The organism is Kaistia geumhonensis, from assembly GCF_030815145.1.
Lineage (GTDB): Bacteria > Pseudomonadota > Alphaproteobacteria > Rhizobiales > Kaistiaceae > Kaistia > Kaistia geumhonensis.
The window spans coordinates 3081004-3095457 of the sequence record NZ_JAUSWJ010000001.1 but is presented as its reverse complement, the minus strand read 5'-3'; the positions used below and the strand labels follow the sequence as shown (position 1 = coordinate 3095457).

Below are 14454 nucleotides of genomic sequence, written 5' to 3'. Positions count from 1 at the left end.
GAGTCAACAGCGAGCCGAAGGTTCGCCGCTGGGAGGTTTCCTTGCATCGCCCGTTCCGGATCCTCGCGCTGGTCGCCTTGCTCGCCGCTTCCCCTGCCGCATTGGCCGGCGAGAAGCTCGGCGAGGCCGAAATCGCCCCGACCTTCCGCGGCATGACGCTCGACGGAATCTATCGCGACGGCGAGTTCTTCAGCGAGACCTACAACGAGGACGGCTCGATCCGCTATCACGGCCAGACCGGCGCCGACAGCGGCGAGTGGACGGTGGAAGACGGGCGGTTCTGCACCTTCTACGAGGGAGCCGAGGGCGCCTGCTTCTTCGTCGAGCGCGACGGCGCCAACTGCTTCACCTTCACCGCGCCCGAGGACAGGGACGGTCCGCCGGTGCCGCAGAAGGACTGGACCTCGCGCGGCTGGGACCGCACGAAGCCTTCGACCTGTCCCACGGCACCGGAAATCGAGTTGTAGCCGTCAGGCGACCTCCGCCAGATCCTCGATCGTCTCGAGTTCCGCGCGCGTGAGGGACGCGGCGCTCGCCGCGGCGGCGTTGGCGGCGATCTGCTCGGGCCGCGTCGCGCCGGCGATGACCGAGGCGACGGAGGGTCGCGCCAGCAGCCAGAGAAAGGCGATGTCGAGCAGCGAGCGGCCGTTGACGGACGCGAAATCCTCGATCGCGGCCGCGAGCTCGCGGTTTCGCTGCGTGAGATAGCGGTCGCCGAGACCCGTCCAGGCTGCGAAGCGGGTGCCCTCCGGGCGATCCTCGCGGCGATACTTGCCGGTGAGCAGCCCGGCGGCCAGAGGGAAGTAAGGGATGAGCGACAGGCCTTCGGCCTCGATCTCGGGGAGAAGCTCCGCTTCGATGCCGCGCGCGACGAGGCTGTATTCGTCCTGGCTGGAGACGAAGCCTGTCGCGCCCGCGGCCTTGGCCGCAGCCTTCGCGGCGCGCAGGCCCTCGGCAGTGAAGTTCGAGGCGCCGTAGAAGCGGATCTTGCCCGCCGCGACCAGTTCCTCCAGCGCGCCGATCGTCTCCTCGATCGGCGTCTCCGGATCCGGCTCGTGCATCTGATAGAGATCGATGCGTTCCGTGCGCAGCCGCTTCAGCGACGCATCGGCCGCCTTCAGGATATAGCCGCGCGAACCGCGCCGCGGCTCCGCACTGCCGGCGATCGGCTTGCCGAACTTCGTCGCCAGCACGACCTTGTCGTATCGCCCTTCCAGGACCTCGCCGATGATCGTTTCCGAGCGCGTGTCGGCATAGATGTCGGCGGTATCGAGGAAGGTGACGCCATGGTCGAGGGCGGCGTCGATTACGCGGCGCGACTCTGCCGCGTCGATGCGGCCGCCGAAATTGTTGCAGCCGAGGCCGAGGACGGAGACGAACAGGTCTGACGACCCGAGGCGGCGGGTTTCCATGGCGGGCTCCTTCGCGATGACGGGATGGGCAGTCGCGACGGAGGATAGTGCGCCGGTCGTCAGGCTGCCAGACTTTCCGCCCGCGTCTCGTAGACGTGATCGACGAGGCCGAAAGCCTTCGCTTCCTCGGCATCGAGGAAGGTGTCGCGGTCGAGGGCGCGCTCGACCTCCTCGAGCGTGCGTCCGCAATGCCTGGCATAGAGGGCATTCAGCCGCCGCTTGGTGCGGGTGATGTTTGCGGCATGCCGCTCGATGTCCGAGACCACGCCCTGGAAGCCGCCGGACGGCTGATGCACCATGATCGAGGAATTCGGCAGCGCGATGCGGCGGCCGGGCGTCCCGGCCATCAGCAGGAAGGAACCGGCCGAGCAGGCCGTGCCCATGCAGACCGTCGAGACCGGACTGCCGATGAACTGCATCGTGTCGTAGATCGCGAAAGCGCTGGTGACCGAGCCGCCGGGCGAGTTGATGTAGAGCGCGATCTCGCGGCTCGGGCTCTCGGATTCGAGGAACAGCAGCTGCGCCGAGACGAGCGCCGACACCGTGTCGTCGATCGGCCCGTTGAGAAAGACGATCCGCTCGCGCAGGAGCCGCGAATAGATATCGAAGGCGCGGTCGCCGCGGCTCGACTGTTCGACGACCATCGGGACGAAACTGGTCATGGCGCTCTCCTCAGGCGGCAAGGCGGAGGGTGGTCGGACAGGCGCCGCGATGGCGCGCCTGCGGGCGGGGACGGCGGATACGGCGGCGCCCGACAAGGGTGGCGAGCGGCAGCAGCACGACGGCATCCTCCTCGATGGTGACGACGCGATCGACCGGCTGCTCGACCGGGACGACGAAACCGTCATGCACAAGCCGAAGCCGGCTACGGCGCTCGTCGATCGGCGTGAGCTCGAAGCGCACCGTGCTGTCGAGGCGCGTGCCACCCTCCTCGTGCCGCCAGCGCCAGACGAGACGATGCGGCCGGTTGCTCTCGACGATCTCCGCGGTGATGCCGTCGCCGAGCGCGGGATCGGCGAGGCGCAGGACGCCGTCCGGGCCCGGCGTCGCCGCCATCAGCCATTGCGAGACGATGGATGCATCGGTGAGCGCCCGCCACACCCGGTCCGCCGGCGCATCGAGATCGGTCTCGAGCACGAGTGCGACGGTCTTCGTCTCCCTTGCCGGCTCACGATCATTCATCGTCCAGTCCTTTCAGGATGTCCTTGAGGCGATCGATCCGCTCCGGCCAGAAGCTGCGATAGCGGTCGATCCAGTCGGCGAGTGGCGCCAGCCCTTCCGGCGCCGCCCGGTAATAGGCGAAGCGGCCCTCGCGCCGCTCGGTGACCAGGCCCGCCGCCTTCAGCGTCGCGAGATGCTGCGAGATGGCCGGCTGCGAGACATCAAAACGCGCCGTGAGCTGGCTGACGCTCATCTCGCCCGTCGCGAGCCGCTCGAAGACGGCGCGGCGGGTCGGATCGGCGAGGGCGCGAAACGTATCGGGCAGCATCATGCGCAATACATAAGCCACCACTTATGTGATTCGCAAGCGCCCGGTGGCACGACGCTACGTTGGGAGCGACGGTCCGAGCGTTGCACGAATCAGAACAATCGCCGCCAGAGGCCCGCGGCGCCTGCGATCCGCGCCTGGCCAAAGCGCAGGCACGGAAGGCCGTGCCTTTCGCGTTGACATTCATCGACGCGCATTCCTAAATGCGAATAGTTCGCATTTTCATCTGGGATAGGACCATGCGCGTGCTGGACAGTGAGCAGCAGGGCGAGGCGACGGGCTGGCGACGAGCGCGCGGCCTCCCCTCGATGTCGGAGGTGCATGGTTCGGTCGCGGTCGCGGCGTCCGGACCCGGCTGGCGCAAGGCAGCCGCCTTTCTCGGGCCGGGCTATCTCGTCGCCGTCGGCTACATGGATCCCGGCAACTGGGCGACGTCGCTCGCGGGCGGCTCGTCCTTCGGCTATGCGCTGCTGTTCGTCGCGCTGCTCTCGAACATCATGGCGATCATCCTGCAGGCGCTTGCGGCCCGGCTCGCCGTCGCGACCGGCCGCGATCTAGCCCAGGCCTGCCGCGACGCCTATCCCGCCCCAGTCGCCTTCGTGCTGTGGATCCTCGCCGAGATCGCCATCTGCGCCACCGACCTGGCAGAGGTGATCGGCACCGCGATCGGCCTGAACCTGCTGTTCGGCATTCCGCTCGAAATCGGCGTCATCATCACCTCGCTCGACGTCTTCCTCGTCTTGTGGCTGCAGGCGAAGGGCTTCCGCTTCGTGGAGGCGCTGGTCATCACGCTGCTCGGTGTGATCGCCGCTTCATTCTTGGTGCAGATCATGATGGCGAGCCCGGACTGGGGCGGCGTCATCCGCGGTTTCGCCCCGACCACCGAGCTCGTCACCAACCCGGACATGCTCTATCTCGCGCTCGGCATCATCGGCGCGACGGTCATGCCGCATAATCTCTATCTGCATTCCGGCATCGTGCAGACCCGAGCCTATGCGACGGACGAAGCCGGCAAGCGCGACGCGATCCGCTATGCGACGATCGACTCGACGCTCGCGCTCATGTTCGCGCTGACGATCAACGCGTCGATCCTGATCCTCGCCGCCTCCGCCTTCCATGCGCGCGGCGAATACGACGTCGTCGAGCTCGACAAGGCCTATGCGCTGCTGCATCCGCTGCTCGGATCGGCGCTCGCCCCGACGCTCTTCGCCGTCGCGCTGCTCTGCTGCGGCCTCAACTCGACAGTGACGGCGACCATGGCCGGCCAGATCGTCATGGAGGGCTTCATCAATATCCGCCTGCAGCCATGGCTGCGGCGGCTCATCACGCGCGGCATCGCCATCGTGCCGGCAGCGGCGGTGACGATCGCCTATGGCGCGGAGGGAACGGGAAAGCTGCTGATCCTGTCGCAGGTCATCCTCAGCCTGCAGCTTCCCTTCGCGGTCGTGCCGCTGGTGATGTTCACGGCCGAGCGCCGCAAGATGGGCGTCTTCCTGGCGCCGCGATGGCTGACGGCGGTCGCGGCCGTGACGGCGGCGATCATCATCGTGCTCAATCTGAAGCTGCTCTACGACGTCGCGACGGGCTGAACGTCCGCCGCGACCTGAGAGAATGCGCCGCGGCTGCCCACCGCCGCGGCGCGACTCGAGGCGAGCCCTACTTCACGAACTCGCTGACATTGGCGGCCGTGACTCGATCGAGACCGGTATAGATGATCTCGTCGACCTTCTCGCCCTTCTTCAGCTTCAGCAGCGTCTGCATGGCGACGACGCCCATCTCGTGCGGCCGCTGGCCGACCAGCGCGTTGGCGTAGCCGTCCCGGAGCAGCTCGAGCTGGACCGGCAGCGTATCGGCAACGACGAGCGCCAGCTTCTTCGAGGCGACATCGGCCTTGAACGGCTCGACGAAGTTCTTCCAGCCGTCGGGCGCGAACATCGGCCAGCCACCGACCGGCACGATCGCGGCGATGTCCGGATTGGCGGTCTTGAGATCACCGGCCTGCTGGACGGCGAGCGTCACGTCGTCGTTCGAGAAGGTGGGCGAACCGGGCACTTCGGTCCACTTCGAGCCCTTGAGCGCCTCGCGGACGCCATCGACGCGAAGGGCGAGGTTCGGAGCAGCGGCGCCGCCCGAGATCATGCCATAGGTGCCGCCTTCCGGCTTCAGCTTCAGCAGCTCCTCGCCGAGCGCCTTGCCGAACTCCTTGTTGTCGGTCCCGACATAGGCGGAGCGCTTCGATTCGGCCGCGTCCGAATCGAAGGTGATGACCGGAATGCCGGCTTCCACCGCCTTGTTGATCATCGTCGTCGCGGCGGCCGCATCGGACACCGAGATGGCGAGGCCGTCGACCTTCTGCGTGATCAGATCGTCGATGATCTGCGCCTGCGTGGCCGGCTCGTGCTCGACCGGGCCCTGGTAGATGCACTCGATATTGCCGAGCTTCTTGGCCTCTTCCATGCAGCCGTCGCGGGCGAGATCGAAGAACGGATTGTTCATCGCCTTCGGAACGACGGCGAACCTGTAGCTGTCGGCGGCATGGGCGACGCCCGACAGGGCGACCGACGCGAGCGCGACGGCCGCGAGCGATTTCAGGATGTTCATGCTCTCCTCCTTGTGACCCGGATGTGCCGGGCTCCCCCACATATGCGGGCGGCGTTCGGCCGCCCGCTCGCTCCGCCGCGGCCCCTCAGCCGCTGCGCAGTGATCTGAAGCGGTCGACGAGGACCGCCGCGACGATGATGCAACCGACGAGCGTCTGCTGCCAGTACGGATCGACCCGCGCGAGCACCAGGCCGTTGCGGATGACCTCGATCAGGATGCAGCCGATGATCGCGCCCGAGGCGCCTCCCACGCCGCCGGCGAGGTTGGCGCCGCCGATGACGGCCGCCGCGATGATGGTGAGTTCGTAGGCCTGGGCGAGATTGGCCGGCGCCGAGCCCAGCCAGCCCGAGATGATGATGCCGTTGAAGCCGGCCGCCAGCGAACAGAGCACGTAGACCTGGATCTTCACCCGGTCGACGGCGACGCCTGTCAGCCGGCCGGCCGCCTCGTTGCCGCCGATCGCATAGACATGGCGGCCCCAGGCGGTGTGGTTCAGCACCACCCACATCAGCACGGCGAGGATGACCAGATAGAGGAAGCTGACGGGAATGCCGCCGACCTGGCCCGAGGTGATCGCGAGGAACAGCGCCTTGTCCGGCCCGGTCGGCGCCGTTCCCCGCCCCTGCGTCGCGACATAGGTCAGGCCGCGCACGATCGACAGCGAGCCGAGCGTCGTCACGAAGGGCGACAGCTTCAGCTTGGCGATCGCGAAGCCGTTGGCGAAGCCGATGATCGCCGCGGTTCCGAAGCCGGCGAGAAGCGCGAGGATCAGCTGCGATCCGGGAAACGGATAGAAGCCGGCGGCGCTGAGCCCGACCATGGTCAGCGAGGTCGTCGTCGCCGACAGCGCCATGGTCGATCCGACCGAAAGGTCGATGCCGCCGGTGATGATCACCAGCGTGATGCCGAGCGTGGCGATGGCGATGAAGGAGAAGTTGCGGACGATGTTCGAGACATTGCCCGGTGAAAGGAAATTGTCCGACGCGAAGCTCATCGCGACGATGAGGACGACGAGCGCCAGCAGCACATAGGCCGTCTGGCTGGCGAAGAACCCACGCTGCCAGAAGCGGCTGCGACGGACGTTGGAGAAACCCTGGACCGTATCGACCATCATGCCGCCTCGAGCGCACCGGTGATGAGCGCCGTGACTTCCTCGGGCGAGGAGCCGGCGATGGGCTTGTCGGCGACCTTGGAGCCGCGCCGCATGACGATGACGCGCTCGCAGACGGCGAACACGTCCGGCATGCGATGCGAAATCAGGATCACGGCGATGCCCGCGTCGCGCAGGCGGTGGATGAGGCCGAGCACCTCGGCGACCTGGCGAACCGAGATTGCCGCCGTCGGCTCGTCCATCAGGATCACGCGCGCATCGGTGAGACGGGTGCGCGCGATCGCGACCGCCTGCCGCTGCCCGCCCGACATTTGTCTGACGAGATCGTCGGCGCGGGTCTCCGATTTCAGCTCGGCGAACAGCTCGACCGCCCGCGCGTTCATCGCCCGGTGGCGCAACAGCTTGAACGGACCCAAGCCGGCCTTCAGCTCGCGCCCGAGAAAGATGTTGGCCGAAGCCGTCAGGTTATCGGCGAGTGCGAGATCCTGGTAGACGGTCTCGATACCGAGACGCCGTGCCTCGCCCGGCGAATGAATGTGGGCCCGCTCACCGCCGAACAGCAGTTCGCCATGCGTCGGCTGGTAGATCCCCGACATGATCTTGACGAGCGTCGACTTGCCGGCGCCGTTGTCCCCCATCAACCCGACGATTTCGCCCGGCTTGACGGTGAAGCTCACATCGTTCAGCGCACGGATGGCGCCGAAATCCTTGCTGACATTGCGTAGTTCAAGAAGCGCCAACTCTCCCTCCCCGGTTGGCAGATCGCCTCCGCCTGCGCCCGTCGGGCAGCCGCCGGGTGCCGCGGCACCCGATCACGCAGAGGCATGCCGGACAGGGCCTCCTCTCCCGGCCCGGCAACTAGTACTATTATAAGACGGATATTGCCCAAGCGGTCAACCGCCTTGATGAGCGTACCTCAAAATGGGGTTCGAGTCGCCGCCCGCCGAGCAGGCGCGGAAGGGTGCCGAATGCCGGCGGAACACGAAAAAAGCGGCCACGACAGGTCGTGACCGCTTCCTTGATGGTCGAATAAGGCGTGAGGCCTGCGCCGCAGGCGCTACATCACGGCGCCGATCTGCCAGGGCACGAACTCCGCATCGCCATAACCGAGTTCCTCGGACTTCGAGTGCTTGCCGGAGGCGACGGCGATGATCTCCTCGAAGATCTCCTCGCCCTTCTTCTCGATGGAGACACCCTCGAGGATGTCGCCGCAATTGATGTCCATGTCTTCGGTCATGCGCGCATAGAGATCGGAATTGGTGGCGAGCTTGATCGAGGGCGTCGGCTTGTAGCCGGCGGCCGAGCCGCGGCCGGTGGTGAAGACGATCATGTTGGCGCCGGACGCGATCTGGCCGGTCACGGCCGCCGGGTCGTAGCCGGGGCTGTCCATGTAGACGAAGCCATGCGCGTCGATTGGCTCGGCATAGCGGTAGACGCCGCGCAGCGTCGCGGTGCCGCCCTTGGCGGCGGCGCCGAGCGACTTCTCGAGGATGGTGGTGAGGCCGCCCGCCTTGTTGCCCGGCGAGGGATTGTTGTTCATCTCGCCCTGGTTGCGCTCGGTGTAGTCTTCCCACCAGTGAATGAGATCCACCAGCTTCTCGCCGACCTCGCGGTTGGCCGCGCGGCGGGTCAGCAGGTGCTCGGCGCCATAGATTTCCGGCGTCTCCGAGAGAATGGTCGTGCCGCCATGCTTCACGAGGAGGTCGGAGGCATAACCGAGCGCCGGATTGGCGGTGATGCCGGAATAGCCGTCGGAGCCGCCGCACTGCAGGCCGACCATGATGTCGGCGACTGGCTGCGTGGTGCGGGTGAAGGCGTTCGCCGCCGGCAGCATTTCGCGGATCATGTCGACGCCGCGCTCGATGGTCCGACGCGTGCCGCCCGTCTCCTGGATCGTCATGGTCCGGAAGCCGTCATGCTCGACGAGATTGTAGGACTTCATCAGCCGCGGGATCTGGAATACCTCGCAGCCGAGCCCGACCACCAGCACGCCGGCGAGGTTGGGATGGCTGGCATAGCCCCACTGCGTGCGCTCGAGCGTCTCGTAGCCCTCGCCGGAGCCGCCCATGCCGCAGCCGGTGCCATGCACGAAGGGCACGACGCCGTCGACATTGGGGAACGCATCGAGCAGGCCCGAGCGGTTGAACGCTTCGGCGATATGGCGCGCGACGGTGGCCGAGCAGTTCACGCTGGTCAGGACGCCGATATAGTTGCGCGTGCCGACCTTGCCGTTCGGACGCTTGTAGCCCTCGAAGGTGCGGCGCTCGCTCTCCGGCAGCATGCCGTCGTCATGAGCCCCTTCCGCGAACTGATAATCGCGGTCGAAGTCGTGCATGCCGCAATTGTGCTCGTGAATGTGCTCGCCGGGCGCGATCGGCTGCTTCGCGAAACCGATGATCTGGCCGAACTTCAGCACCGGCGCGCCTTCCGCGATCCCGGCGATCGCCATCTTGTGGCCCTTGGGGATGCGCTGGACCGCGGCGATGCCCTCGACGAGCGTGCCCGGCATGATGGTGTCGATCGCGACGCGCACATTGTCGGCGGCGTTGAGGCGAAGCGTGCGGGGCGGAGCTGTCGTGGTGGCGGTCATCGGGTTCTCGATCGGCTGGCGTTCGGCCTGGTGTCAGACGGCATATCGGGATCGCGGCTGGCCGCCGCAATGGAAACGACGCCCACGGACGCAGAATTCATTCACTGGTGAACTGAATGGAATCTCTACAGGAAGTGCCGGCCGCTTGTCACGGAAAAGAAGGGGCTCCGGCCAGCGCCTCCTCGATGGCGGCGCGGCGCGGGAAACTGGGCTGGGCTCCCGCCTTCGTGCAGGACAGCGATCCGGCCGCCGCGGCGAACTGCAGCGCCGTCTCGAGGCTCTCGCCCTGGTCGAGCAGAGCCGCAAGCACGCCGGCGAAGGTGTCTCCCGCCCCGGTGGTGTCCACGGGAACCACTTCGAGCGCCGGAACGGCGATGGTCGCGCCCTCGCTCGCGGCGACGGCCCCCTCGGCACCGAGCGTGGCAATGACCGCGCATCCGAGCGCCCCGGAGAGGGTCGCCACCGTCTCCGCGCCGCCGGAACCGACGGGGAGGCCGAGATGGCGCGCGAGATCGGCGGCTTCCGTCTCGTTGACGAGGATGATGTCCGCCTCTGCGAGCGCCTCGCGTTCGATCGGCAGGAAGGGCGCGATCGACAGAAGCACACGCGCGCCCGCGGCCCGGGCGGCCCGCGCCGCAGCGAGGCTCTCCGCGAAGGGCACTTCCATCTGAAGGAGCAGCGTATCGCCGGCGCCCGGGCGAACGGCGTCGAGATCGGATGCCTTCAGGCGCGCATTGGCCCCCGGCGAGAGCACGATGGTGTTCTCGGCATGCGAATCCACCGTGATCACCGCCATGCCGGTCGTCGGGCCGCGCCGCACCAGCGCGCCGAGATCGACGCCGTCGCGCTCCAGTTCGGCCAGCGCGATCGCCGCCATGTCGTCGCCGCCGACCGCCCCGACCATGCGCACCGACGCGCCGGCCCGCCGTGCCGCGAGCGCCTGGTTGGCGCCCTTGCCGCCCGGGATCAGCTCGTAATCCGAACCGGGCACGGTCTCGCCCGGCCGCGGCAGATGCGCCGTGCGGCAGACGAGATCGATGTTGATGGATCCGAAGACGGTGATCATGTCGTTCCCTCGCGTTTTCTCGCGCGAGGGTGTCGAGACGCCGCGGCCCGGTCAAGCGGGCGGCGGCGCGCTGGGAGAAGCGGTCGCCGGCTCGTTGATTTCGCGACGCAGCATCGGCATTTCGCCGCCGGCGAAATGCCGCTAGGATCGCCACATCGGGACCCTCGCTCGACATGCGGAGGGAAGGTCCGGAACCATCGACGAGGTGAACCAAATCGGCTACGCCATAGCCGAGTTTGGAGATCGTCGAGAGTTTGCCACGATCATCCCGTTACTGCGACTTCGGTCCGGACCAGACAGACAAGATGATGACAGCTTCGTATCAACTCACCCGTCGGCGTCTCCTCGCTTCGGCAGCGGCCACCGCGGCGGCGGCCGCGCTCGGCACGCTCCTGCCGGGTCAGGCGCTCGCCCAGACGACCAATGTCGCAGCCTCGCTGGCCACCGATGGGCCGTTCACGCGCTCGACGGTGACAGAGATCGCCCGCCGCCTGTCGCGCGTGCCCTTCGCGGCGCCGGCCTCGCGGCTGCCCGACGTGCTGCAGAACCTCACCTACGACCAGTATCGCGACATCCGCTTCAAGACCGCCGCCTCGGTCTGGCAGGGCTCCGGCCTTCCCTTCACGCTCCAGCTGTTCCATCCCGGCTTCTACTTCAAGGAGCCGATCGAAGTCGCGATCGTGAAGGAAGGCGAGGCGAAGCACCTTCCCTATTCGACCGACCTGTTCGATTTCGGGCCCCTGGTGCCGAAGGGCATTCCCAATACCGATATCGGCTTTGCCGGCATCCGCATCCACGGGCCGCTGAACAAGCCGGACTACTTCGACGAGATCGTCGTCTTCCAGGGCGCGAGCTATTTCCGTTCGCTCGGACGCGGCCAGGTCTACGGCATCTCGGCGCGCGGCCTCGCCGTGAAGACCGCCGAGCCCGAGGGCGAGGAGTTCCCGATCTTCCGCGCCTTCTGGGTCGAGACGCCGATCCAGGACAGCGACACCATCGTCCTCTATGCGCTGCTCGACAGCCCGAGCGTCACCGGCGCCTATCGCTTCACGATCCGTCCCGGCCTTCCGACGGTCATGGATGTCGAGGCGGACCTCTTCCCGCGCGTCGACATGGCCAAGGTCGGCCTCGCGCCCGGCACCAGCATGTTCTTCTTCGGCCCCAATGACCGCACCAATGTCGACGACTTCCGGCCCGAGGTGCATGATTCGGACGGCCTGCTGATGGTCAACGGCCGTGGCGAACGGCTGTGGCGACCGCTCTCCAATCCTTCGACGCTGCAGATCAGCGCCTTCGTCGACGCCGGTCCGCGCGGCTTCGGCCTCATCCAGCGCGACCGCGACTTCGTCACCTACGAGGATCTCGAGGCCGTCTACGAGAAGCGGCCGAGCCTCTGGGTCGAGCCGGTCGGCGACTGGGGCACGGGTGCCGTGACGCTCGTCGAGATCCCGACCAATTCCGAGATCCACGACAACATCGTCGCCTACTGGCAGCCGAAGGACCCGATTCCGGCCGGTTCGGAATACTCCTTCGCCTACCGCCTCTCCTGGGGCGGCGACCCGGCCTATGTCGCCGGTGGCATGGTGGTCCATGGAACAATGGTGGGCCGGGCACAGTTGGAGGGCGACGGCCCCGCGCGCCGGTTCGTCATCGACTTCGCGCCCTACCAGGTCCTGGAGGGCAAGCCTGCCGAGGAGCCCAAGGCAACCGTGACCGCTTCGGCCGGCAAGGTCAGCAATGTCGTCGTTCAACCGAACCCGCTGATCGGCGACGGCCAGGGTTGGCGCGTCAATTTCGAGATCGATCCGGAAAGCGCCAATCTCATCGAGCTGCGCACCGTGCTGACCTTCCCTGACGGCCGCGCCTCGGAAACCTGGGTCTATCGATGGACGGCAACGGCGTGACGGAGGTTCTGGCGGAACGGAGGGCGGACGCGGACACCGCATCGCCCCCGCCGCCGGATTCGGTTGTCGCCGAGAAGCCGAAGCCGCCGGCCGCCGAACCGCGGGGCATGCCTCCCGAGGTCGCGTCCGACATGCCGGTTCAGTCGTTGTGGCGGTTTCGCCGCCGCAACCGCCGGAGTTTCGTCGATCCCCGCCGCTCGCGTTCCTCGATCCTGCGGCGCGTGTCGGTGCTTGGCGGCGCCTTCGCGCTGGCCGCCATCGCCGTCTACGAGATGGAGCAGGTCCTGGAGGTCGGAGGTCTCACGCCCGTCGAGATCGCGGTCCTCATCCTCTTCGCGCTCAATTTCGGCTGGATCGCGATGGCCTTCACCAGCGCCATCGCCGGTTACGGAATGATCATCGGCCGTCTCGGCGCGCCGCCGGTCGGCCCGACGGGGCCGCTCGCCTCGCGAACGGCGATCCTGATGCCGACCTACAACGAGGACCCGTCCCGGGTCTTCGCGGGCATCGAGGCCATGGCGGAAGGACTCGCCGCGCTCGGCCATGGCGAGGCCTTCGACTGGTTCGTGCTCGCCGATACGACGGATCCCGATGTCGCGCTCGCCGAGGAAGCCGCGGTGATGGCGATCCGGGAGCGTCTCGGGGATCGGGCACGCATCTTCTATCGCCGCCGCCGCCGCAACGTCGCCCGCAAGGCCGGCAACGTCGCCGATTTCTGCATGCGCTGGGCCGGCGCCTACGAGTATATCCTCGTACTCGACGCCGACAGCCTCATGGCGCCGGAAACCATCGTCGAGCTCGCGCGGCGCATGGAACGCGATCCCGACGCCGGACTGATCCAGACCATTCCGAGCCTCGTCAACGGCACCACGATCCTCGCACGCCTGCAGCAGTTCGCCGGCCGCGTTTACGGGCCGATCGTCGGCGCCGGGCTCTCGTTCTGGACGGGATCCGAAGGCAATTACTGGGGCCACAACGCGATCATCCGCAGCCGCGCCTTCCTCGACGCCGCCGGATTGCCGGACCTTCCCGGCCGTCCGCCCTTCGGCGGCCATATCCTCAGCCACGACTTCGTGGAAGCGGCGCTTCTGCGGCGCGCCGGCTGGACGGTCCGCATCGCCGACGATCTCGTCGGATCCTACGAGGAAAGCCCGCCCTCGATCATCGATCTCGCCGTGCGAGACCGCCGCTGGTGCCAGGGCAATCTGCAGCATCTCTTCGTTCTGCCGGCCCGCGGCCTCCACTGGGTGAGCCGCATCCATCTCCTGACGGGGATCGGCTCCTACCTGGCCTCGCCGCTCTGGCTGCTGCTGATCCTCGCGGGCCTCGCCTTGTCGCTGCAGGCGCATTTCATCCGTCCGGAATATTTCACCGACGAGTTCCAGCTCTTCCCGACCTGGCCGGTGATCGATGCCGAGCGCGCCCTCCGCCTGTTCGCCCTGACGCTGGCGGTCCTCTTCGCACCGAAGATCATGGGCCTCATCGCCTTCCTGCGCGATCGCGACGCCCGGCGCGCCGTCGGCGGCTTCCGCACCATCGCGAGCTTCTTCTTCGAGATCCTCGTCTCCGCGCTGATGGCGCCCATCATGATGCTGGTCCACACCGGCGCCATCGTCTCGATCCTGATCGGCCGCGACTCGGGCTGGAAGCCGCAGCGGCGCGACGACGGCGGCGTTCCGCTGCGCTCGCTTGTCATCCGCCATCGCTGGCACGTCCTGACGGGCCTCGCTCTCCTGTTCGCCGCCTCGCTCGATTCCTGGGTGCTGGTCGCGTGGCTGGCGCCGGCACTGCTCGGCCTCATCCTGGCCGTGCCGATCTCCGGCATCACCGGCTCCAACCGGGTCGGCCGGATCGTCAGACGGATGGGCCTCTTGCGCACGCCCGAGGAAGCGCAACCGCCGCCGATCGTGAGCGCCGCGACGGCGCTTCGTCCCGTCTACGAGACTGCGGTCGCCAACAGGCCGTCCATGGCAGATCTCGTCGCCGACCCACGCTGGCGCGCCGCCCATCTTGCGCTGGTCGACCGCGTTCCGGAACGTCCTCGCGGTGTGATCGATCCCGTCGAAGCGCTCGCCGCCGCAAAGATCTCCGAAGCCGACACCGCCACGGAAGCCGTCGCCTTCATGACGGAAAAGGAACGCGCGATGGTGCTCGCAACGCCCTTCCTCCTGGTTCGGCTCGCCGAGCTGCCGGCAGGCTAGTCCTTTTCCGCAACGCCAAACTGCCGCATCTGTGGGCAGTGCAGCGCAACTGACTGATCTTTTCGCACTCGCACAAAACC

The 14454-nt window shown here is 67.4% G+C and carries 13 protein-coding genes; 4 read left to right on the top strand and 9 right to left on the bottom strand.

Annotated elements, in window-relative coordinates:
* The first annotated feature begins 41 nt into the window (after nt 1-41).
* Nucleotides 42-467, top strand: coding sequence for a hypothetical protein (locus tag QO015_RS14675; RefSeq protein WP_266278531.1), 426 nt, complete (start codon nt 42-44; stop codon nt 465-467).
* Nucleotides 468-470: 3 nt separating this feature from the next.
* Here the strand turns inward: QO015_RS14675 and QO015_RS14670 are convergent, their stop codons facing one another.
* Genes QO015_RS14670 through QO015_RS14655 form a run of 4 tightly spaced genes read right to left on the bottom strand, consistent with a single transcriptional unit; the run spans nt 471 to nt 2904 of the window.
* A complete protein-coding gene (locus tag QO015_RS14670; protein WP_266278532.1) occupies nt 471-1412 on the bottom strand; it encodes an aldo/keto reductase in 942 nt (313 codons plus the stop codon).
* Between the two features lie 59 nt (nt 1413-1471).
* Nucleotides 1472-2074, bottom strand: coding sequence for an ATP-dependent Clp protease proteolytic subunit (locus tag QO015_RS14665; protein WP_266278533.1), 603 nt, complete (start codon nt 2072-2074; stop codon nt 1472-1474).
* Nucleotides 2075-2084: 10 nt separating this feature from the next.
* Nucleotides 2085-2594, bottom strand: coding sequence for an SRPBCC family protein (locus QO015_RS14660; RefSeq protein WP_266278534.1), 510 nt, complete (start codon nt 2592-2594; stop codon nt 2085-2087).
* Nucleotides 2587-2904 carry an ArsR/SmtB family transcription factor gene (locus tag QO015_RS14655; RefSeq protein WP_266282331.1) on the bottom strand — a complete coding sequence of 106 codons (318 nt, stop codon included), beginning with the start codon at nt 2902-2904 and terminating at the stop codon, nt 2587-2589. The genes QO015_RS14660 and QO015_RS14655 overlap by 8 nt, the downstream gene beginning before the upstream one ends.
* Before the next feature lie 236 nt (nt 2905-3140).
* Here QO015_RS14655 and QO015_RS14650 point away from each other — a divergent pair, with 236 nt between their 5' ends.
* A complete protein-coding gene (locus tag QO015_RS14650) occupies nt 3141-4490 on the top strand; it encodes an Nramp family divalent metal transporter (RefSeq protein ID WP_266278535.1) in 1350 nt (449 codons plus the stop codon).
* A 67-nt stretch (nt 4491-4557) separates the two neighbouring features.
* On the opposite strand, the gene QO015_RS14645 is transcribed toward QO015_RS14650, so the two are convergent.
* The 5 genes from QO015_RS14645 to QO015_RS14625 form a co-directional block, all read right to left on the bottom strand.
* A complete protein-coding gene (locus tag QO015_RS14645) occupies nt 4558-5502 on the bottom strand; it encodes a sugar-binding protein (protein ID WP_370877420.1) in 945 nt (314 codons plus the stop codon).
* A gap of 85 nt (nt 5503-5587) precedes the next feature.
* Nucleotides 5588-6616: an ABC transporter permease gene (locus QO015_RS14640; protein ID WP_266278536.1), complete on the bottom strand. Its 1029-nt coding sequence runs from the start codon at nt 6614-6616 to the stop codon at nt 5588-5590.
* Entirely contained in the window at nt 6613-7353 is a 741-nt protein-coding gene (locus QO015_RS14635; RefSeq protein WP_266278537.1) for an ATP-binding cassette domain-containing protein, read from the bottom strand. Before QO015_RS14635 ends, QO015_RS14640 begins: the two co-directional genes overlap by 4 nt.
* 317 nt (nt 7354-7670) lie before the next feature.
* Entirely contained in the window at nt 7671-9203 is a 1533-nt protein-coding gene (locus QO015_RS14630; protein ID WP_266278538.1) for a UxaA family hydrolase, read from the bottom strand.
* A 148-nt stretch (nt 9204-9351) separates the two neighbouring features.
* Nucleotides 9352-10269, bottom strand: coding sequence for a ribokinase (locus tag QO015_RS14625; RefSeq protein WP_266278539.1), 918 nt, complete (start codon nt 10267-10269; stop codon nt 9352-9354).
* A 305-nt stretch (nt 10270-10574) separates the two neighbouring features.
* On the opposite strand from QO015_RS14625, the gene QO015_RS14620 reads away from it, so the two are divergent.
* Together QO015_RS14620 and mdoH are read left to right on the top strand one after the other, a co-directional pair.
* Entirely contained in the window at nt 10575-12173 is a 1599-nt protein-coding gene (locus tag QO015_RS14620) for an OpgD/OpgG family glucan biosynthesis protein (RefSeq protein WP_266278540.1), read from the top strand.
* Entirely contained in the window at nt 12155-14374 is a 2220-nt protein-coding gene (gene mdoH / locus QO015_RS14615) for a glucans biosynthesis glucosyltransferase MdoH (protein WP_266278541.1), read from the top strand. The genes QO015_RS14620 and mdoH overlap by 19 nt, the downstream gene beginning before the upstream one ends.
* The last annotated feature ends 80 nt before the right edge of the window (nt 14375-14454 follow it).

What these genes read in the sequence shown, in the direction of transcription:
- QO015_RS14670 (WP_266278532.1), bottom strand. Translation starts at nt 1,412, where the DNA reads ATGGAAACCCGCCGCCTCGGGTCGTCAGACCTGTTCGTCTCCGTCCTC.
- QO015_RS14665 (WP_266278533.1), bottom strand. Translation starts at nt 2,074, where the DNA reads ATGACCAGTTTCGTCCCGATGGTCGTCGAACAGTCGAGCCGCGGCGAC.
- QO015_RS14660 (WP_266278534.1), bottom strand. Translation starts at nt 2,594, where the DNA reads ATGAATGATCGTGAGCCGGCAAGGGAGACGAAGACCGTCGCACTCGTG.
- QO015_RS14655 (WP_266282331.1), bottom strand. Translation starts at nt 2,904, where the DNA reads ATGATGCTGCCCGATACGTTTCGCGCCCTCGCCGATCCGACCCGCCGC.
- QO015_RS14650 (WP_266278535.1), top strand. Translation starts at nt 3,141, where the DNA reads ATGCGCGTGCTGGACAGTGAGCAGCAGGGCGAGGCGACGGGCTGGCGA.
- QO015_RS14645 (WP_370877420.1), bottom strand. Translation starts at nt 5,502, where the DNA reads ATGAACATCCTGAAATCGCTCGCGGCCGTCGCGCTCGCGTCGGTCGCC.
- QO015_RS14640 (WP_266278536.1), bottom strand. Translation starts at nt 6,616, where the DNA reads ATGATGGTCGATACGGTCCAGGGTTTCTCCAACGTCCGTCGCAGCCGC.
- QO015_RS14630 (WP_266278538.1), bottom strand. Translation starts at nt 9,203, where the DNA reads ATGACCGCCACCACGACAGCTCCGCCCCGCACGCTTCGCCTCAACGCC.
- QO015_RS14625 (WP_266278539.1), bottom strand. Translation starts at nt 10,269, where the DNA reads ATGATCACCGTCTTCGGATCCATCAACATCGATCTCGTCTGCCGCACG.
- QO015_RS14620 (WP_266278540.1), top strand. Translation starts at nt 10,575, where the DNA reads ATGATGACAGCTTCGTATCAACTCACCCGTCGGCGTCTCCTCGCTTCG.
- mdoH (WP_266278541.1), top strand. Translation starts at nt 12,155, where the DNA reads ATGGACGGCAACGGCGTGACGGAGGTTCTGGCGGAACGGAGGGCGGAC.